Below are 18,884 nucleotides of genomic sequence, written 5' to 3' on the forward strand. Positions count from 1 at the left end.
CCCTCGCGATCGGGCCCGTCCGACCGCCGTTCGAACACCCGCCACCGCGCAATGTCGGACCCCCGTGTCAGGGTTCGAACCGGGGGCCCAATGGACTCCATATAGCGCCTTCGCCGCGCCCGGAAAACCCCGCGCGATCGCCGCGTTCACAGCGCAACACTCCTGCGTCCGTGGTGGTGGTGCACCGGGCCGGGCCCGGTGCCCAGGTGCCAGTCGGTGGCGGCTTTCAGGGCCTCGGTGACGTAGACCTTCGCGCCGGCGACCGCTTGCGGAAGCGGATGACCCAGCGCCAGGCGGGCGGCGATCGCGGAGGCGAGGGTGCAGCCGGTGCCGTGGTCGTTGCGGGTGGCGACGCGCGGCGCGGCCAGGTCGAGCAGTTGCCCGTCGCACCACAGGACGTCGACCACGTCGGCGGAGTCCGCGTCGGCACCGTGTCCGCCTTTGACCAGCACCGCGCGCGGCCCGAAGGTCGCCAGGGCCCGCGCGGCCTCGCGCATGTCCTCGACGCCGTCGATCTCGCGGCCGAGCAGTTGTCGCGCTTCGACCAGGTTCGGGGTGAGCAGGGTGACGAGGGGCCCGAGTTCGGCGAGGTACGCGGCCGGGTCGCCGGAGAAGAGCGCGTCGCCGGTGGTGGTGACCATGACCGGGTCGACCACGAGGTTCGGGAGCCGGTCGGCCCGCCCGTATTCGGCGACGAGGGCGAGCAGTTCGTCGCCGCCGAGCATCCCGGTCTTGACGGCGGCGACGGGGAAGTCCCCGAGGACCGCGTCGAGTTGGGCGCGGACGAGGTCGGCGCCGACGGCCGCGGCGGCGGTGACGCCGCGCGTGTTCTGGGCGGTGATCGCGGTGACGACGCTGGTGCCGTGGACCCGGTGGGCCGCGAACGTGTGCAGGTCGGCCTGGATGCCCGCGCCGCCGCCGGAGTCCGATCCGGCGACGGTGAGCGCGACGGGCGGTTGGACGCGGTTCACAGGTCGGCCATCCCTTCGAACGCGGAGGAGGCTTTCGCCAAGTGGCGCTTGGGGATGCGCCCGGCGAGCCGGGCGGCGTGACCGGCCTTGACGGCGTCCCGCATGGCCGCGGCCATGAGCGCCGGGTCGGCGGCGCGGGTGACGGCGGTGGCGAGGAGGACCGCGGAGCAGCCGAGTTCCATCGCCAGCGCGGCGTCGGAGGCGGTGCCGATGCCGGCGTCGCAGATGACGGGGACGCGGGCGTGATCGCAGATGAGGGCGAGGTTGTGTGGGTTGCGCACGCCGAGGCCGGTGCCGATCGGGGCGGCGAGCGGCATGACGGCCGCGCACCCGGCGTCCTCGAGTCGGCGGGCGAGCACGGGGTCGTCGCTGGTGTAAGGCAGGACGGTGAAGCCTTCGGCGACAAGGGTTTCGGCGGCGTCGAGGAGTTCGACCGGGTCGGGCAGGAGGGTGTCCTCGTCCCCGATGACCTCGAGCTTGACCCAGTCGGTGCCGAAGGCTTCGCGCGCGAGGCGGGCGGTGCGCACCGCCTGTTCGGCGGTGAAGCATCCGGCGGTGTTGGGGAGGAGGTCGACGCCGCACTCCTCGATGACGTCGAGGATCGATCCGCCCGCGCCGGGGTCGACGCGGCGCAGGGCGACGGTGATGAGCTGGGTGCCGGAGGCGGTGATGGCCTCGGCGAGCTGGACGTGGTTGGCGGCGCCGCCGGTGCCGAGGATGAGCCGGGACGCGAAGGTCCGGTCGGCGATCTTCAGGTCGGGCAGGGCGTTCGGTGCCGCGGTGCTGTTCGCCACGGTCAGCCTCCTTGGGTCGCGGTGAGGACTTCGACGGCGTCGCCGTCGCTGAGTGGACGGTCCCATTCGGACCGGGGCACGACTTCGCCGTTGAGGGCGACGGCGATCCCGCGGCGCGCTTCGGTGACGGCGGCGACGGCCTCGGTGATGGTGGCGACGCCTTCGCGCGCTTCGCCGTTGACGTGGATGTTCACGGTCGGGCCTCCTCGGCTGCGGGTTCGGTCGGGATGGACGGTGCGGGCCGTTCGCGGGCGTGGTCGGCGGACGGGTCCGGTGCTGAGGGCGCGACCCGCTGTGGTGCCGCGTTTTCGGCGACCCGGTTGGAGTCGGGGCGGTGTCCGGAGGCGGCCGGGGCCGGGCCGACCGGCGGTGTTTCGCGGGGCGCGGCCGTCCTTTTGAACCGCAGGGGATCGAAGGGGGCGAGGTCGGGGCGCTCCTCCCCCGCGAGGAGGTCGGCGACGGCGTCGGCGGTGGCCGGGATGAGGGCGATGCCGTTGCGGTAGTGGCCGGTCGCGGCGAGGGTGCGGTGGTCGAGGCGGCCGATGAGGGGGAGGTTGTCGGGGGTGCCGGGCCGGAAACCGACGCTGACCTCCGCGAGGTGGTACTCGGCGATCTCGGGGACGAGTTCGATCGAGCGTCGCAGCAGGTCGTGGACGGCGCCGGCGGTGCCGGTGCGGCGGTCGTGGCCGCGTTCGTCGCTGGTGGCGCCGACGACGACTTCGCCGCCGTCGCGGGTGACGATGTAGATCGGGTGGCCTTTCACGAAGCCGCGCACGGTGGTTCGCGGGAGCGGCTGGTCGCCGACGGCGCGCAGGCGCAGGACGGCGCCGCGGACCGGGCGCACCGGGAGGTCCCCGAGGGCGGCCGAGCCGCATCCGGCGGCGAGAACCACCTGGTCGGCGTCGAGGTCGCGAAGGTCGGCGACGGTCTCGCGGCGCAGTTCGACACCGGCGACTTCAACTGCGGCAAGAAGTGCACTGTGGACGGCTCGCGGGTCGACGGCGCGGTCCTGCGGTGCGAGGACGGCGGCGCGCACGCGGTGGCTCAGCAGGGGTTCGACCTTGCGGGCGGCGCGCGGGGTGAGGCGCTCGACCGCTCTCGCGGTGGCGCGGTAGAGGTCCGACTGGCGGTCGATCTCGGCCCGGTCGCCGTCCTCGACAGCGGCGACGAGGGTCGGCACGTCGCGGAATCCGACGTCCAGACCCGTGGCGGCCGCGAGTTCGCGGGCGAAGCCGGGCCAGGCGTCGGCGGAGGCGGCCATGAACGGGGTCAGAGCCTCCTCGCCGTAGTGGGCTTCGGTGACGGGGGCGATCATGCCGGCGGCCACGCGCGAGGCGCCCGAACCGGGCTCGGGGTCGTGGACCGCGACCTCGGCTCCGCGCAGGGCGGCCCGCCACGCGACGGCGAGTCCGATGGACCCGGCGCCGACGACGGCGACGCGCATCAGCGTGCGCCCGTCCCCCGCAGGAGGTCGGGTGGTGGCGTATCACCAATGGCGGCAAGGAGTTCCGCGGTCGCGGCCCCCGGGTCGGAGGCGGCGGCGACAGCGGAGACGACGGCCACGCCGTAGGCTCCGGCCTCACGGCACCGCCGGGCGCGTTCGGCGTCGATCCCGCCGATGGCGATGACGGGCAGGTCGACCGCCGCGCACACGGCGGCGAGCCCGTCGAGGCCGATCGGTTCGGGCAGCCCGGTCTTCGTCGCGGTCCCCCACACCGGCCCGACGCCGAGATAGGTCGCACCGGCGCGCCGCGCGGCGCGGGCCGCCTCGGGTTCGCGGCAGGTGCCGCCGATGACGGCACCGGCGGGGAGAATGCGGCGCGCGGCGTCGACGGGGAGGTCGTCGGCGCCGAGGTGGACGCCGCCCGCGCCGACGGCCTGGGCGACGTGCACGCGGTCGTTGACCAGGCACAGCGCGCCGTACTCGGCGCAGCGGGCGGTGACGGCGGCGGCGAGGTCGAACGCGGCGCGGTCGGTGTGGTGGTCCTCGGTGCGCACCTGGATCAGACGGGCGCCCGCGGCGAGCGCGGCGGCGACCACGTCGAGCGGATCGCGAAGGGGGGCACCGGTGCGGGTGTCGGTGATGACGTGGAGTCGCGGTAGACGAGTAGCGTTCATGGCTCCTTCTCCCTGCGCCAGCATGACCTGGATCAGGTTCGACGGTCGGGACTACCAAGTCCCCTCTCAGCCCGATGCATCGGACTCCCGTGGGTTGTTCACGTACGGCCGTCACGCTACGCCATCACGGCGCTCCGCGACAAGTGCGTGTCAGCATCCGGACAGCGCCGTGCGCGCCCTCACGCCGAGCGGCGCTGGCCCTCCTCGACGCGGTACGCGCCGGACTCCTTGAGCCCCTTGCGAACCGAGCGCACCCCGAAACCAGTCAGCGTCAGACCGGCGGCGAGGTAGATCATGAGCGCGAGGTCGGCCCGGCTGCGCTGCGTCCCCGGTCCGGGCGCGTCCTGCGCCACGCCGTCGACGACCAGGACGCACCGCACGGTCTCGCTCGGCTCGCAGATGTCGGTGTCGGCGCGGTCGACCGCGCCGACCACGATGAGGAGGGCCCCGAGGACCAGCATGATCACGCCCGCGACCAGCGGCCCGCGCCCGAGCCGCCGGGCCTCGCGCACCGCTTCGGGCTCTGGGGCCGCGATGGCGCGGAGCTCCACGAGCAGGTCGCCCCGTTCGGCCGCACCGCGACCGAGGGGCATCCCCTCGCCGGGCAGCCGCAGCTCGGCCCCGTCCGGCGTACCGGCCGGGACGCGCAGGGCGGCCTCGCCGTCGAGCGTGGCGACGTCCACGACGTCGCCGAGTTCGAGGACGTCGGCATCGACGTCGAAGACGGTCCGCAGGTCGACCCCGTCGCGGGTGAGCGTCGAGTGCTCGCGTTCGCGCACCACGGCCACGACCCCCTCGGGGACGCCCTCGACCGGCACGATCACGGTGTCGCCGTCGGCGAGCCCGGCCTGGAGCCGCACGGTAGCCGCGCGCTCGGTCGTCATCGAGCCCGACCCGTCGCAGAACGCGCACGCCTCGCCCTCGTCGAGCCCGGAGCCCTCGCAGTTGACGCACGGCCCGGGGGCCGCGACGCGCACGGTCCTCCTGCCGCCGAAGGCGAGTTCGGCCAGCGTCAACCGCAGGTCGACGGCGCCGAGATGAGCGGGATCGCCGGGCATGGGGTGGCCTCCGATCGGGCGCGGGTTCGCCACCTCATCGTAGGGCAGCGCACCGACGCGGACCAGACCCTAGGCCTCGGCGCGGTCGACCCGCAGGACCCGGTAGCCCTTCGCGCTCGCGTGCTTGTCCACGACCCAGCCGCGCTCGGAAAGCCAGCGCGCCAACGAGTCCGAGCCGAGGTGCTTGGAGACGACGAGCCACGCGACGCCGCCGTCCTTGAGGCGCGGCAGCCACGTGTCGAGGAGCTCGTGGAGGGCCTCCTTGCCGACCTTGATGGGCGGGTTCGACCAGATCTCGTCGAAGCGCAGGTCGGCCGGGACGTCCTCGGGCACGGCGGTGTGGACCGTCCCGGGGGACTTCTCGGTGTTGCGGCGGGTCAGGTCGAGGGCGCGGCGGTTCACGTCGACGGCCCACACCTCGGCGTCGGCGCGTTGGGCGAGCACGGCGCTGATGGGGCCGTACCCGCAGCCGAGGTCGAGGAAGGTCCCGGCGGTCTCGGGCGGGACGACCTTGTGCAGGAGGACGCCGGTGCCGGGGTCGAGCCTGCTCCCGGAGAACACCCCGGTGGAGGTCGTCAACTCGTAGGTCACGCCGTCGAGTTCGAACCCGATGGTGCGCTCGCGGTCGTCGACGGCGGGCTGCTCGCTGAAGTAGTGCTCTGGCTGGTCGGACACATCCGCTATTGTCGCCTGCCGCGGGGCGGCGGGGTCGGCGGATCGGCGCGGAGAGACGCGGGCGCCTCCCGCGCCCCTTCCGCCACGGGCGTTCCGCCCGGTGCCGCCTGCGGCGGCGGCCGTCCTTCTCCCGGGGGATCATGCACCGGTTTCGGCCCGTAGCGGGTCTAAGCTGCCTCCATGGCACATGGCCCGTCCCCCTTCGGTGTCCCGCAGCAGACGCAGGGGCGCCGAAACCAGACCGATCCGGGATTCGACTGGTCGGAGTACGACGAGGGCGCCCGCTCGCAGGCGCCCACGGTGCGGTTCGGCCCGGATCAGGCGACGACGGCGGTCGACCGCTCCGCGGAGGTGGAGTTGGAGGCGCAGCTGGAGCACCTCCACGCGTCGCGGCCGCTGCGGCGCGCGGCGCAGAAGGCGCGGCGGCGCACGAAGTGGTGGCTGGTCGCCTTGGCGGTGGTCAGCGCGCTGGCGGTGGCGGCGGCGTGCGCGGCGGGGGCGTTCATCGTCCTGCGCGGTGGCGATCCGGACCAGTCGGCGTCGAACGGCACGCCCGAGGATGCGTCCTCTATGGACGCGACTTCGGGTGCTCCGGATGTGGTGGACCCGATCGCGAGCCGCGAGACGGACGCCGAGCCGATCTCGGTAGCGGAGCTGTTCGGTTCGGGCGCGATCGCCCCGGCGGGCGCGGCGGGGGCTTACGAGGTGCTCGACGCCGAGGAGCTGACCGACTGCGCGGAGGCGGGTCTCGACGAGTTGGCCGAGCTGCTGGCGGCGGCCGACTGCACGCAGACGGTGCGCGCGACAGTGGTGAGCCCCGACGGCGAGTACGCCGCGACGGCGGGCGTGCTCAACCTGGCCGACGCCGACGAGTCCGAGGCGATGCGCGCGGCGATCGACGCGGGCCTGGAGGGCGGCTTCGCGGCCCTGCGGACCGACGGCGAGGCCGCCGAGCTGGGCAGGGCCGCGACGATGGTCGGGTACAACACGTACGGCCACTATCTGATGTACGTGGTCATCGGCCGCACCGACGGCGAGGCGATCGAGGACGCGGGCGAGCCGGTGCGGGCCATCGTGGGCGATCTGGTCGACGTGTGGTTCGTGGACCAGTTGAAGCCGCGCCGCGACATTCAGTGACGTGAGCCGGGAGCCGTCGAGGCCCGGGGCGACCGAGCGACCGAGCGACCGAGCGACGACCATAGTGGACACTAATGGTCGCGCCGTCACCCCTTGCCGCCGTCGGACTCCCCTGCATCGCAGGCGATCCCCCGACCGCGTGGCGACTTTTCGGGCGATAGGGGCCTACCGGTTGATGTCGTACGTGTGAATATTTGTCCGCATCTCTTGCCCTAGCCCATGATCCCATGTTTTGATCGATGCAGGTCGATGACCCGTTCCCTGTCGGCCCTCCCCGCACGACCGGTTCCCCGACACCTCCCTCAGGAGCTGCACATGTCTCCATGGACCCTCCACGCCCGCCGCGCTCTGGCGGCGCTCGCCGCCGCCGCGCTGACCGTCGTCGCCCTGCTCGCGGTCGACGCCGCCCCCGCCCAGGCGGTCCGCCCGCCGGGCATCCCGTCGACCTCCACCGCGCAGTCGGAGCTCAACGGCCTGACCGTCGCCGCCGAATCCCACGGCTCCTCCTACGACCGGGACCTGTTCCCGCACTGGGTGAGCGTCGGCGGCGGGTGCACCGCGCGCCAGTACGTGCTCAAGCGCGACGGCAGCAACGTCGTCACCGGCTCCGACTGCCAGCCCGACTCCGGCTCGTGGCAGTCCGACTTCGACAACGTGTGGACGAGCACCGTCTCCAACGCCACCATCGACCACGTCGTGGCGCTCTCCGAGGCGTGGGCCTCCGGCGCGTGGTCGTGGACGACCGCCCAGCGCCAGGCATTCGCCAACGACATCAACTCGCCGCAGCTGTGGATCGCCACGACCTCGGCGAACAGCTCCAAGAGCGACTACGACCCCGCGGAGTGGATGCCCTCCAACGCCTCCGTGCGGTGCGACTACGTCAAGGCCTGGATCCACGTCAAGTCCCTGTACGACCTGACGGTGGACTCGGCCGAGAAGAGCGCGCTCCAGTCGCACCTGACGAACTACTGCGGCTCCTCCGGCGGCACGCCGACCGGCTGCACCGGCGCGAAGACCACCGCGGCGGCCGTACCCGAGGGCACGCCGCTGAACTCGACGATCAGCCTGTCGTGCACCGGGAGCGCGTCCTCGTCGAGTTCGGTGAGCGTCAACGTCACGCACCCGTACAGCGGCGACATCGCCATCGCGCTCGTCGCCCCGGACGGGTCGACCTACACGCTCAAGGCCGCGAGCTCCTCGACCACGGCGAACGTCAACGCGACGTACACCGCGAACCTGTCGAGCGAGTCGCGTTCGGGCACATGGACCCTGCGGGTCACCGACACCTACTCGGGCGGCTCCAGTGGGACGCTGAACAGCTGGTCCCTCGCGATCTAGCGGGCGCCGAAACGCCACGGAGGGCCGGGCGCCGCAGCGCCCGGCCCCCCTTTTCATCCACCGCAGGCTCCACTATGGCTGATGCCGTCAACCTTCGAGTCGGCGGCTCCAATGGACGGTCGCGGGCTTGGCGGGCTCGGCCGCACCGTTCCACTGCGGCGACTGGGTGAGGTAGAACAGGTAGCCGAGCGCGGGCGCCACGATGAGCGCCGCGATGCCGACCGCGACGAGCAGCCCCTGGAGGGTCGCCGGGGCGCCCGCCCCCTCGTGGATCGACACCTGGTCGACCAGGACCCACGGGTACTGCCCGACACCCCAGCCGGCCATGACGGCAGCCACCGCGACCACGGCGGTCAGCCGCGCAATCCCGAACCGCCCGCGCCACAGCAGGATCAGCGTCGCGATCCCGCCGAGGGCCGAGAGCGCGGCCACGGGCAGGGCCCGGCTCGTCAGGCCCTCCCACAGCGTCGGCGCGTCGCGTTCGATCGGGATGAGCGCGGCGAACACGACGGCGCCGGTCACCGCGCCGACGACGAGCGAGCGCACGCGCAGGCGCGCGGCCAGCGCGTCCTGCCCGCGCCGGGCGGCGTCGGCGGTCAGGAAGGTCCCGGCGAGGAAGGCGCAGGTGCCCACCGAGATCGCGCCGGTGAACAGCGGGGTCGGTGCGAGCCATGAGGTCCACGGGTCGCCGTTCCCGCCGGCCGGGACGCGGCCCGAGGCGAGCGCTCCGGCGATGGTGCCCAGGAAGAACGGGGCGAGGACCGAGGAGGTCGCGAAGACGACGCCGAACAGGCGCGCCTGCCAGAGCGTCTCGCTGTACTTGCGGAAGGCGAAGCTGGCGCCGCGCAGGACGATGCCGCCGAGCGCGAGGACGAGCGGCACGTAGAGGGTGGTCATGGCGGCGGCGAAGGACTCGGGGAATCCGGTCCACCACATGACGAGCACGTAGATGAGCCAGACGTGGTTGGCCTCCCAGACGGGCCCGATGCTGTGGTCGATGAGGGTGCGCAGCGGGGCGCCGCGGCGGCTGCCGCCCGCGGTGAGGTCGTGGAAGCCCGATCCGAAGTCGGCGCCGCCGAGGACGGCGTAGCACAGGACCCCGGCGAACAGGGCCGCCGCGACGGCGAATTCGAGGGTCATCATCGCGCGTCCTCCAGTTCGTCGCCACAGTCCCGGACAGTGGAGTCCCGGACAGTGGCGTCGGGGTCGGCGAGCGGCGAGCGCGGGCCGTAGGGGCTGGGCAGGTCGGCGGCGCCGTCGCGCCAGCGCCGGGCCATCGAACGGAGGATGACGATCGCGCCGATGCTCATGCCGCCGTACAGGAGTACGGAGGCGCCGTAGACGCCCCAAAGGGCTCCCGAGTGGTCGGCGGCGGCCTCGGTGGTGCGCATGACGCCGTAGACGATCCACGGTTGGCGTCCCACTTCGGTGGCGATCCAGCCCGCTTCCATGGCAGTGACGGCGAGGAGGCCCGAGACGGCGGCGAAGCGCAGGAACCACCGGTTCTGGAGCAGGTCCACCTTGCGGCGGCGCATGAACCAGAAGAGCAGGACGGCGCCGAGGAGGAGGAAGCCGATGCCGATCATGGTCTGGAAGGCGTAGTGCGTGAAGTTCACCGGCGGTTCGTCGGCCTCGTCGAACTGGTCGAGGCCGGGCACGGGTTCGGTGAAGGAGTTGAGCGAGGCGATCGAGCTGAGGTAGGGGATCTCTATGGCCCACTTGACTTCGCCGTCGATGTAGATCCCGCCGATGGTGAGAGGCGTGGCGCCGTCGGCGGTCTCGTCGGCGAATTCGAAGGCGGCGAGTTTGGCGGGCTGGCGCTCGGCGAGGTCGTGGCCGAGGAAGTGCCCGGCGACGGGCTGGGCGAGGGCGGCGATGGTGGCGAACGCGAAGGGCACCATGAAGCCGAGGCGGTGGTGGCGGTCGCGGCGGCCCTTGAGCATCCCGGCGGCGTAGACGGCGGCGATGGAGAACCCGGCGACCATGTAGGCGGCGAGCCACATGTGCGCGAAGGCGAGGAACGCGTGCTGGTTGAACAGGACGGCCCAGGGTTCGATGTCGACCACTTCGCCGCCGACGATGTCGAAGCCGACCGGGGCGTTCATCCAGGCGTTGACGGCGAGCACGCAGTAGGTGCCGATGACGCCGGTGATCGCCATGGGCACCACCATGAGCAGGAGGAGCTTCTGGGGCATGCGGCCCCAGCCGTACAGGTAGATGCCGAGGAAGATCGCTTCGAGGAAGAAGGCGAGCCCTTCGAAGGCGAAGGGGAGTCCGAGGACGTCGCCGAAGGTGCCCATGAGGCCGGGCCACAGGAGGCCCATCTCGAAGCTGAGGACGGTGCCGGAGACGGCGCCGATCGCGAAGAGCACGGCCGAGGCCTTGCCCCAGCGCTTGGCGAGGCCGAGCGCGACCTGGTCCTGCTTGACGATGCCGCGCAGGTGCATCGCGAAGATGATCGCGGGGAAGGCGACGCCGAAGCAGGCGAGGATGATGTGCCAGCCGAGCGAGAGCGCCATCTGCTGGCGGGCGGGCATGAGGCCCGCGGGGTCGGCGGCGGCGACCGCGTCGGCGGTCTGGGCGAGGAGCTGGGTTGCGTCCATGGTTTGAAGCTACGTGCCCGAACGTCCGGATCAACGCTCTTGTGAATGCTTTCACAAGAGCCGGGACGACCGGATCGAACGTGTTCAAAAACGTTTGGACCAGCGAAAAGGCACCGGACCCTGCGGCTTCGCCCGCGCAGCGCCTCGGGCGGGACGGCGGCGCTCAATTTCGGCGGCGGGCCGCTGAAGCGCGCCGTGAGCTACTCCAATCGGCTCGGCCGCGGAGCACTCCGCCGCAACAAGGCCCGCGCGTGCGCTACGCGGACAAGGCCCGCCACACCCGAAAACACTCGACGCGGCGCTCACGGTTCCGCGTAGCGTGCGGCCATCGCCGTCGCCATGTCCCGCAGTGCCAGCCGGAGCGAAGACGGGGCGAGGACCTCCGCGTCGAGACCTAGGCGCCACAGCGCCCACTCCGCATGGCGCGCATCGTGGAACGTCGCCTCCAGCACCGAGCCGCCGTCGGCGTCCCGTGCCGCGCGCACGGCCAGCGACGTGTCCAGCAGCTCCTCGCGCCTCGCCGGGTCCACGCGCAGCGCCACGGTCAGGTGCTCGCCGCCGGAGAGGAACCGCTCGGAGCGCTCGGCCCAGATCCGGTCGAGGTCGACCCGGTCCGGGCGCACTGCGGACTCGGGGAGCGCCTCGGCGCCGGAGACGCGCGCGAGCCGGTACGTGCGGTCCGCGCCCGAACGCGTCGCCAGCAGATACGCCTTGTCGCGCACGGTGACCAGGCCGATCGGGTCCACGGTGCGCCACTGCGCCTCCTGCCCGACCGCCGCGTACAGCAACCGGAGCCGCCGCCCTTCGAGGACGGCCCGGCGCACCTCGGCGACCACTGCGGCCGGCAGGTCCTCGGTCTCGCGCCTGCGCGAGAGCAGGTCGGCCGCCGGTTCGACCAGGAACCGCTGCGTCGCGTCGCTCGCGGCCGCCCGGTGGCCCTCGGGCAGCGCGTCCACGACCTTGCGCATCGCCGAGGCGAGCGCGGGCCCGAGCCCGAACGCCTGCCCGCCCCTGCCCGTCAGCAGCGCCAGCGCCTCGTCGCGGTTGAGCCCGGTGAGCTCGGTGCGAAAACCGGGGAGCAGCGCGAAACCGCCGTGGCGGCCCCGCTCGGCGTAGACCGGGACGCCCGCCGCCGAGAGCGCCTCGATGTCGCGCAGCACCGTGCGCGTGGAGACCTCCAGCTCCGCCGCGAGGGTCTCGGCGGTGAGGCGGCCGCGCTGACGCAGCAGGAGGACCAGGGAGACGAGGCGGTCGGCGCGCATGAGGAGAATCTATCCGCAATACCTGACACAAGATGTCGTGATTCGCTGCGAAGCTCGATGGCGCCGCGGCCCTCCGGCCGCGCGGATTCGAAGGGAACCGATGATGGAACGAACGGCGGTCAACCCCGTCCAGTGGTCGAAGGCGTTGGGCTTCAACCAGGGCGAGCTCGTGGAGGGGCACACCCGCACCCTCTACTGCGCCGGCCAGACCTCGACGGGAGCCGACGGCGCTCCCGTCCACGTGGACGACATGGAGGCGCAGCTCGCGCTGAGCATCCGGAACCTGGAGGCGGTCCTCGACGGCGCCGGGATGTCGATGTCGAACCTGGTGCGGCTCAACGTCTACACCACCGACGTCGACCTGCTCCTGCGCCACTACGGCCCGCTCGCGGCCCGCCTCGCCGAGGCGGGCGTGGCCCCGGCCTCGACGCTCCTCGGCGTCGCGCGCCTGGCGGTGCCGGGCCTCATGGTCGAGATCGAGGGGACGGCGGTGGCGTAGCCTCCGATGATCGAAGGGCCCCGGCGCGTCGCGCCGGGGCCCTTGCGGGGCTTGCGAAAACTAGACGCCGAGGTCGGTGGCGGCGGCGATGAGTTCGGCCAGTTCCTCGACGTCGGGGTCCTCGGTGGTCGCGGCGAGGTCGGCGGCGGCGGGGAGGACGGCTTCGCAGTCGAAGTCGGCGCTGCCGCGCAGGACTTCGGCGAACGCGGCCGCCACGAGGTCCACGTGCAGGCTCGGCAGGGCGCTCTCGCCGAAGGCCGCGGCGTGCAGGTCGGCGGTGGCGGTGCCGGTCTCCTCGGTCTCGGGGTCCTGCCAGCGGACGTCGACGGTGGCGAGTTCGCCGTCCTCGCCGGTGAGGGCGAGGGCGTACAGGGCGGTGACGGAGTGGCCGGGCCCGACTTCGCCGCCGTCGACGCCGTCGTCCTCGAAGTCCTCGTCGGCGATGGCGCGGTTCTCGAAGCCGATGAGCCGGTATTCGGCGACCGTGGCCGGGTCGAAGGTGACCTGGATCTTCGCGTCTCGGGCCGTCACGCCGAGGGTCGAGGTCAGGCGTTCGGAGAACACGCGCTCGGCCTCGGTGGCGGTCGCGAAGTAGACGGCCCAGCCGTCGCCGTTGTCGGCGAGCTGCTCCAGCATCTCCTGGTTGTAGGAGTCGCCGACGCCGACGGTGAGGAGCGTGATCCCTCCGGCGACGGCGTCGCCGAGCGATTCGAGCATCGCGTCGTGCTCGGTGATGCCGACGTTGGCCTCCCCGTCGGAGAGCAGGATGACGCGGTTGTCGCGGCCCGAGTCGTAGGCCTCGCCCGCGAGTTCGTAGCCGTCCTCAAGGCCCGCTTCCATGTTGGTGGAGCCGCGGGCGTCGAGGTCGTCGATCGCGTCGTGGAGTTCCTCGCCGTCGCCGACCTCGGTCATGCCCTGGAGGAGGTCGGACTCGGTCTCGTAGGTGACGATCGCGACGGCGTCGGTGGGCCGCAGCTGGTCGACGAGGAGGTGCAGGGAGTCGCGCACGATGCCGATCCGGTCGTCCTGTTCCATCGAGCCGGACACGTCGATGACGAAGGTCAGGTTCACGTCCTTGCGGTCGGCGTCGTCGGCGGTCCTGGTCTGGAGGCCCACGCGCATCAGGTGGGTGGCGTCGCCGGACTCGTACCAGTCGGGCAGTTCGGCGCCGTCCACGGTGAGCGCGAAGCCGTTCCCGTCCGGCTCCGCGTAGCCCTGGTCGAAGTAGTTCACGAACTCCTCGGGCCGGACCTGGTCGACCGGTGGCAGCGCGCCGTCGCCGAGCGAGCGGCGGGCGTAGTCGTAGGAGGCGGTGTCCACGTCGACCGCGAAGGTCGACTCGGGGTCGTCCTCGGGCGACACCGGCCCGTTGGGCGCGTAGCCCTCCTCGCTCCCCGGCTCGGCGGGCGAGGCGGCGTAGTCCTCGGTCAGCGCCTGCGCCTCGCCGCTCCCGGCGTCGCCGCTCGGTCCGGAACAGGCGGCGAGCGGCAGCAACAGGGCCGCGATCCCGATCTTCGTCAGGCGTCTCATGGAGGGGTCCCTTCTCACGTCGTCCACCATGAGACTGCGCCCGACCCGCTCCGGTTCCCGCCGTGGCCGAACCGTGACGGCCCGGTGAGCGAACCGGTACCTCAGAGGGTGCGGAGGCGGCGGGTCTGGTCGATGCGGGCGCGCCAGTCGGCGGGGTCGTCGGAGTAGGAGACCTCGACGAGGGTGAGGCCGTGGGGGCCGACGACGTGGACGTCGTTGGCGCGTTCGCCGTGGGTGAGGATGGCGGCGAGCCAGGCCTCGTCGCGGCGGCCGTCCCCGACGGCGAGGGAGGCGCCGACGAGGCTGCGGACCATGGAGTGGCAGAAGGCGTCGGCGCGGACGGTGGCGACGGCGATGCCGTCCTCGTCGCGGGCCCAGTCGTACTGCTTGAGTTCGCGGATGGTCGTGGCGCCCTCGCGCTGCTTGCAGAAGCCGACGAAGTCGTGCTCGCCGAGGAGCGCCTGGCTCGCGGCGTGCATCCGCTCGACGTCGAGGGGGCGGGGCCAGGCGAGGGTGTCGAGGCGCCGGAGGGGGTTGACGCCCCAGGTCGCGTCGGCGACCCGGTAGCGGTAGCGGCGCCACCGCGCCGCGAAGCGGGCGTTGAAGGACGGGTCGACGGCCTCGGCGGCGGTGACGCGCACGTCGGGCGGGAGGATGCCGCGCAGGCGCCACACGAGGCGGTCGCGCAGGGCCTCCCATTTCACGGTCGGCACGTCGACGTGGACGATCTGGCCGGTCGCGTGGACGCCCGCGTCGGTGCGCCCGGCGACGGTGAAGCCCTCGATCTCGCCGAAGAGGATCTCCAGGGCGCGGATGACCTCGGAGGCGACGGTCCGCAGCCCCGGTTGCAGAGCCCAGCCGTTGAACTCGGCCCCGTCGTAGGCGACGCCGAGCCGCAGCCGCGTGCTGTCCTCCACCCGTTCCTCCACCCTGTGCCCGATCCTCTGGGACCGCTTGTCCGGAAAGCGAAACCGCGCGCAAGGCCGAGGCCCTGCGCGCGGTGCTGACTGATGGAGCCGGCGGGCCTCGCGGCCCGGCGGCGTCCTAGTCGACGAGCTCGATGATCGCCATCGGCGCGTTGTCGCCCTTGCGGTTCCCGGCCTTGATGATCCGGGTGTAGCCGCCCTCGCGGGCGGCGAAGCGCGGGGCGACCTGCTCGAACAGGTCGTTCGTGGCGTCCTTGTTGCGCAGCTTGGCCAGCGCCAGGCGGCGGTGGTGCAGCGTGCCCTTCTTGCCGTGCGTGATCAGCTTTTCAGCGTAGGGACGCAGGCGGCGGGCCTTGGTCAGCGTCGTGGTGATGCTGCCGTGCTCGAACAGGGAGGCCGCGAGGCCCGAGAGCATGAGCTTCTCGTGCGCCGGGGAACCGCCCAGGCGCGGGCCCTTGGTGGGCTTAGGCATTTCTTACTCCTCTTGGTTTGACACGGCCGACCGTCTTACGGAACCGACCGCCGTATTCACGCGGCTCTTAGAGCTGCTCGGTCTCGCGGAGGTCCTCGCCGTCGTCCTCGTACTCGTCGGACTCGGCGACCGGCGACCCGCCGTAGGCCACTGCGGCCTCGCTCGGGTCGAAGGTGCCGGGGGAGTCCTTGAGGCTCAGGCCCATGCCCGCGAGCTTCATCTTGACCTCGTCGATCGACTTCTGCCCGAAGTTGCGGATGTCGAGCAGGTCGGCCTCGGTGCGGTTGATGAGTTCGCCGACGGTGTTGACGCCCTCGCGCTTGAGGCAGTTGTAGGAGCGGACGGTCATGTCCAGGTCCTCGATCGGCAGGGCCAGATCGGCGGCCAGCTGCTGGTCGGCCGGGCTGGGCCCGACGTCGATGCCCTCGGCCTCGGTGTCGAGCTCGCGGTACAGGCCGAACAGCTCCACCAGGGTGGAGCCGGCCGACGCCAGCGCGGTGCGCGGCGTGGTGGACGGCTTGGACTCGACGTCGACGGTGAGCTTGTCGAAGTCGGTGCGCTGCTCGACGCGCGTGGCGTCGACGGAGTAGGCCACCTTGAGCACGGGCGAGTAGATCGAGTCGACCGGGATGCGGCCGATCTCGTTGGTCTCGCCCTTGTTGGCCGGCGACGAGACGTAGCCTCGGCCGCGCTCGACCACGAACTCCATGTCGATGCGGCCCTTGGAATTGAGGGTCGCGAGCTTGAGTTCGGGGTTGTGGACCTGCACGCCGGCGGGCGGCTGGATGTCGCCGGCGAGGACCTCGCCGGGGCCTTCCTTGCGCAGGTACATGGTGGCCGGCTCGTCGCTCTCCGAGGAGACGCAGATCTGCTTGACGTTCAGCACCAGTTCGACGACGTCTTCTTTCACGCCGGGGATGGTGGAGAACTCGTGCAGGACGCCGTCGATCTTGATCGACGTGACCGCCGCGCCCGGAATGGACGACAGCAGGGTGCGCCGCAGCGAGTTGCCGAGCGTGTAGCCGAAACCGGGCTCCAGGGGTTCGATGGTGAACTTGGATCGGGTCGGGCTGATCTGCTGCTCGGTGAGCGTGGGCCGCTGGGTGATGAGCATTGCGATGGTGTCCTTTGTTCGGGGCGCCCGCTATTTGACGCCTGAAACGCTTGGATTCGGTGAGGCCTCGCCGCGGCGGCGCTCGAAAGCGCCGCCCCGGCTCCGCTTCGGTGTCGCCCTAGACGCGGCGGCGCTTGGGCGGACGGCAGCCGTTGTGCGGCTGGGGCGTCACGTCGTTGATCGAGCCGACCTCGAGGCCGACGGCCTGGAGGGAGCGGATCGCGGTCTCGCGGCCGGAGCCGGGGCCCTTGACGTAGACGTCGACCTTGCGCATGCCGTTGTCCATCGCACGGCGGGCGGCGGCCTCGGCGGCCATCTGCGCGGCGTACGGGGTCGACTTGCGCGAGCCCTTGAAACCGACCTGGCCGGAGGAGGCCCAGGCGATCACGGCACCGGTCGGGTCGGTGATCGACACGATGGTGTTGTTGAAGGTGCTCTTGATGTGGGCGTGCCCGTGGGGCACGTTCTTCTTCTTGGCGCGCGGGTTCTTGGAACCGCCGCGAGTCTTCGGTGGCATCTGCTGGTCTCCTAACGTGCCTTCTTCTTGCCCGCGACGGTCTTCTTCGGACCCTTGCGAGTACGGGCGTTGGTCTTGGTCCGCTGACCGTGGACCGGAAGGCCGTAGCGGTGACGGAGACCCTGGTAGCAGTTGATCTCGATCTTGCGGCGAATGTCGGCCTGCACCTCGCGGCGCAGGTCGCCCTCGACCTGGAAGTGCTCCTCGATGTAGTTGCGGAGCTGCACCATCTCTTCGTCGGTGAGGTCCTTGACCCGCTTGTCGCGGTCGAGGCCGGTCGCCGCGATCGTCTCGAGCGAGCGCGTGCGGCCGATGCCGTAAATGTAGGTGAGTGCGATCTCCAGGCGCTTGTCGCGCGGGAGGTCGACTCCGACCAGGCGTGCCATGCAGGCATACTCCTAGCGTTGTCGGAGGTCTGACCGCTGCCTTCCCGCCGGGGTCTGAACCCCTGCCCTGATGGGCGATGCGAGCCTCGGCCTCCGAGCCGAGGGTTGTGCCGGAGCACCGGCGGCGGCTTCCCCTATTGGGGCCTTTCTTGGGCGTATGAGCTGCTTAACCCTGACGCTGCTTGTGACGCGGGTCGGACGAGCAGATAATCATCACTCGTCCGTGCCTGCGGATCACGCGGCAGTTCTTGCAGATCACTTTGACGCTCGGCTTGACTTTCACGAGTCCTACTTCATGTAGTCGTCAGGTCAGCGGTAACGGTAGACAATCCGCCCGCGCGACAGGTCGTACGGCGAGAGCTCGACCACGACCCGGTCCTCGGGGAGGATCCGGATGTAGTTCTGGCGCATCTTGCCGCTGATGTGGGCGAGCACTTTGTGGCCGTTGGTCAATTCCACCCGGAACATGGCGTTCGGGAGGGACTCCACGACCTTGCCCTCAATCTCGATGGCACCGTCTTTTTTCGGCATAGCCTCCGCTACCGTGACAACTCGGTCTGAAAACCCCGCGCCCGTGACGGGCCCGGAGCTACTGGCACGCCGACCCGATGGTTCGGGAGGGCGAAGGAACGGTGCCGCGCTACGCCTGCGGCGTCCGGAGACCGGAGCGCCCGGCGCCCCGTCAGGGGGCGCACTGCACCACTGGGCGAGTCTACTCGCGCTCGCATACCGCCTACCAGGGGGTTGACCGTGACAGAGGGCACTCGAATCGCGAGCGGGGACGCCGCCCCGGCTTTCCCGGTAGCCCGAAGGTCCGAGGCGGCGTCTCCTGCTTGCTCAGGCTTGTTACTTCGAGTAGTACTCGACGATGAGCTGCTCGTCGCAGATCACGGGGATCTGCTTGCGCTCGGGCACCGCCAGGAAACGGGCGATGAGGCCTTCGAGGTGCGACTCGATGTAGGCCGGGGTGACCTCGCCCGCCCACGCGCCGGCGGCGGCGAGCTGGAACGGCGTGGTGGCGCGGGACTTCTTGCGGACCTGCACGAAGTCGCCGGCCTTGAGCCGGTAGGAGGCGATGTCGACCTTGCGGCCGTTCACGGTGAAGTGACCGTGGTTGACGAACTGCCGGGCCTGGTAGATCGTGCGGGCGAAGCCGGCGCGGAGCACGAAGGCGTCCAGGCGGGATTCGAGCAGGCTGACCAGGTTCTCACCGGTCTTGCCCGTGCGGCGCACGGCCTCGGCGTAGGCGTTCCGCAGCTGGCGCTCGGAGATGTTGTACTGGGCGCGCAGACGCTGCTTCTCGACCAGCTGGTTCTTGTAGTCCGATTCCTTCTTGCGGCCGCGGCCGTGCTGCCCCGGAGGGTAGGGACGGCGCTCCATGTACTTGGCGGCCTTCGGCGTCAGAGCGATGCCGAGGGATCGGGAAAGCTTGACTTTCGCCTTAGCTTGCAATGATCTCTCCAGTAATTCATGCGTCGCCTCGA

General features: G+C 71.5%; 21 protein-coding genes, 1 pseudogene and 1 riboswitch. Of the genes and pseudogenes, 3 read left to right on the plus strand and 19 right to left on the minus strand.

All coding sequences use genetic code 11. The features are described from left to right. Positions 1 to 146: 146 nt before the first annotated feature. From thiD to E9998_RS11285, 7 genes are all read right to left on the minus strand, one after another. Entirely contained in the window at positions 147 to 971 is an 825-nt protein-coding gene (thiD, locus tag E9998_RS25835) for a bifunctional hydroxymethylpyrimidine kinase/phosphomethylpyrimidine kinase (protein WP_204745386.1), read from the minus strand. Next, positions 968 to 1,831 carry a thiazole synthase gene (locus E9998_RS25840; RefSeq protein ID WP_204745387.1) on the minus strand — a complete coding sequence of 288 codons (864 nt, stop codon included), beginning with the start codon at positions 1,829 to 1,831 and terminating at the stop codon, positions 968 to 970. Before E9998_RS25840 ends, thiD begins: the two co-directional genes overlap by 4 nt. Further along, on the minus strand, positions 1,768 to 1,959 hold the full coding sequence (gene thiS, locus E9998_RS11265; RefSeq protein WP_136529795.1) for a sulfur carrier protein ThiS: 192 nt from the start codon (positions 1,957 to 1,959) through the stop codon (positions 1,768 to 1,770). The genes E9998_RS25840 and thiS overlap by 64 nt, the downstream gene beginning before the upstream one ends. Continuing rightward, positions 1,956 to 3,209: a glycine oxidase ThiO gene (thiO, locus tag E9998_RS11270; RefSeq protein ID WP_136529796.1), complete on the minus strand. Its 1,254-nt coding sequence runs from the start codon at positions 3,207 to 3,209 to the stop codon at positions 1,956 to 1,958. Before thiO ends, thiS begins: the two co-directional genes overlap by 4 nt. After that, on the minus strand, positions 3,209 to 3,883 hold the full coding sequence (gene thiE / locus E9998_RS11275) for a thiamine phosphate synthase (protein WP_136529797.1): 675 nt from the start codon (positions 3,881 to 3,883) through the stop codon (positions 3,209 to 3,211). The genes thiO and thiE overlap by 1 nt, the downstream gene beginning before the upstream one ends. Then, positions 3,876 to 3,982: riboswitch (TPP riboswitch) on the minus strand. Its footprint overlaps the gene before it by 8 nt. Before the next feature lie 80 nt (positions 3,983 to 4,062). After that, positions 4,063 to 4,941 (minus strand): DnaJ C-terminal domain-containing protein, encoded by an 879-nt coding sequence (locus tag E9998_RS11280; RefSeq protein WP_136529798.1) that lies wholly within the window; start codon positions 4,939 to 4,941, stop codon positions 4,063 to 4,065. A 69-nt stretch (positions 4,942 to 5,010) separates the two neighbouring features. Continuing rightward, positions 5,011 to 5,616, minus strand: coding sequence for a class I SAM-dependent methyltransferase (locus E9998_RS11285; protein WP_204745388.1), 606 nt, complete (start codon positions 5,614 to 5,616; stop codon positions 5,011 to 5,013). 180 nt (positions 5,617 to 5,796) lie between these two features. On the opposite strand from E9998_RS11285, the gene E9998_RS11290 reads away from it, so the two are divergent. Together E9998_RS11290 and E9998_RS25300 are read left to right on the plus strand one after the other, a co-directional pair. Beyond that, positions 5,797 to 6,753 carry a hypothetical protein gene (locus E9998_RS11290; protein WP_136529800.1) on the plus strand — a complete coding sequence of 319 codons (957 nt, stop codon included), beginning with the start codon at positions 5,797 to 5,799 and terminating at the stop codon, positions 6,751 to 6,753. Between the two features lie 315 nt (positions 6,754 to 7,068). Next, positions 7,069 to 8,091 (plus strand): proprotein convertase P-domain-containing protein, encoded by a 1,023-nt coding sequence (locus E9998_RS25300; RefSeq protein ID WP_158299779.1) that lies wholly within the window; start codon positions 7,069 to 7,071, stop codon positions 8,089 to 8,091. An 87-nt stretch (positions 8,092 to 8,178) separates the two neighbouring features. On the opposite strand, the gene E9998_RS11300 is transcribed toward E9998_RS25300, so the two are convergent. The 3 genes from E9998_RS11300 to E9998_RS11310 form a co-directional block, all read right to left on the minus strand. After that, positions 8,179 to 9,231 carry a cytochrome d ubiquinol oxidase subunit II gene (locus E9998_RS11300; protein ID WP_136529886.1) on the minus strand — a complete coding sequence of 351 codons (1,053 nt, stop codon included), beginning with the start codon at positions 9,229 to 9,231 and terminating at the stop codon, positions 8,179 to 8,181. Next, positions 9,231 to 10,694: a cytochrome ubiquinol oxidase subunit I gene (locus E9998_RS11305; protein WP_204745390.1), complete on the minus strand. Its 1,464-nt coding sequence runs from the start codon at positions 10,692 to 10,694 to the stop codon at positions 9,231 to 9,233. The genes E9998_RS11300 and E9998_RS11305 overlap by 1 nt, the downstream gene beginning before the upstream one ends. A gap of 302 nt (positions 10,695 to 10,996) precedes the next feature. Next, positions 10,997 to 11,956, minus strand: coding sequence for a helix-turn-helix transcriptional regulator (locus tag E9998_RS11310; RefSeq protein WP_136529801.1), 960 nt, complete (start codon positions 11,954 to 11,956; stop codon positions 10,997 to 10,999). A gap of 103 nt (positions 11,957 to 12,059) precedes the next feature. Between E9998_RS11310 and E9998_RS11315 the strand changes: the two genes are divergently transcribed. Further along, on the plus strand, positions 12,060 to 12,455 hold the full coding sequence (locus E9998_RS11315; protein ID WP_136529802.1) for a RidA family protein: 396 nt from the start codon (positions 12,060 to 12,062) through the stop codon (positions 12,453 to 12,455). A gap of 60 nt (positions 12,456 to 12,515) precedes the next feature. On the opposite strand, the gene E9998_RS11320 is transcribed toward E9998_RS11315, so the two are convergent. The 9 genes and pseudogenes from E9998_RS11320 to rpsD all read right to left on the minus strand — a co-directional run bounded on the left by E9998_RS11320 (position 12,516) and on the right by rpsD (position 18,852). Then, the gene (locus E9998_RS11320; RefSeq protein ID WP_136529803.1) at positions 12,516 to 13,985 is read right to left on the minus strand and encodes a vWA domain-containing protein; all 1,470 of its coding nucleotides are present in this window, start codon (positions 13,983 to 13,985) and stop codon (positions 12,516 to 12,518) included. Positions 13,986 to 14,086: 101 nt separating this feature from the next. Then, positions 14,087 to 14,902: a tRNA pseudouridine(38-40) synthase TruA gene (truA, locus tag E9998_RS11325; RefSeq protein WP_136529804.1), complete on the minus strand. Its 816-nt coding sequence runs from the start codon at positions 14,900 to 14,902 to the stop codon at positions 14,087 to 14,089. A 133-nt stretch (positions 14,903 to 15,035) separates the two neighbouring features. Beyond that, positions 15,036 to 15,383 (minus strand): annotated as a pseudogene (gene rplQ, locus E9998_RS11330) (50S ribosomal protein L17); the annotation flags it as partial. A gap of 67 nt (positions 15,384 to 15,450) precedes the next feature. Further along, positions 15,451 to 16,497: a DNA-directed RNA polymerase subunit alpha gene (locus E9998_RS11335; protein WP_030157550.1), complete on the minus strand. Its 1,047-nt coding sequence runs from the start codon at positions 16,495 to 16,497 to the stop codon at positions 15,451 to 15,453. Positions 16,498 to 16,615: 118 nt separating this feature from the next. After that, complete coding sequence (gene rpsK / locus E9998_RS11340) at positions 16,616 to 17,014, minus strand: 30S ribosomal protein S11 (protein WP_136529806.1); 399 nt, start codon at positions 17,012 to 17,014, stop codon at positions 16,616 to 16,618. An 11-nt stretch (positions 17,015 to 17,025) separates the two neighbouring features. Further along, a complete protein-coding gene (rpsM, locus tag E9998_RS11345) occupies positions 17,026 to 17,400 on the minus strand; it encodes a 30S ribosomal protein S13 (protein WP_136529807.1) in 375 nt (124 codons plus the stop codon). 166 nt (positions 17,401 to 17,566) lie between these two features. After that, positions 17,567 to 17,683: a 50S ribosomal protein L36 gene (rpmJ, locus tag E9998_RS11350; RefSeq protein ID WP_091053360.1), complete on the minus strand. Its 117-nt coding sequence runs from the start codon at positions 17,681 to 17,683 to the stop codon at positions 17,567 to 17,569. A 26-nt stretch (positions 17,684 to 17,709) separates the two neighbouring features. Beyond that, positions 17,710 to 17,931, minus strand: a complete 222-nt coding sequence (gene infA, locus E9998_RS11355; protein ID WP_026929479.1) for a translation initiation factor IF-1 — start codon at positions 17,929 to 17,931, stop codon at positions 17,710 to 17,712. A 315-nt stretch (positions 17,932 to 18,246) separates the two neighbouring features. After that, positions 18,247 to 18,852, minus strand: a complete 606-nt coding sequence (gene rpsD, locus E9998_RS11360; RefSeq protein ID WP_136529808.1) for a 30S ribosomal protein S4 — start codon at positions 18,850 to 18,852, stop codon at positions 18,247 to 18,249. Positions 18,853 to 18,884 lie beyond the last annotated feature (32 nt).

The sequence above is a fragment of the Glycomyces paridis genome (assembly GCF_004912155.1).
In the GTDB taxonomy this organism is placed as follows: Bacteria; Actinomycetota; Actinomycetes; order Mycobacteriales; family Micromonosporaceae; genus Glycomyces; species Glycomyces paridis.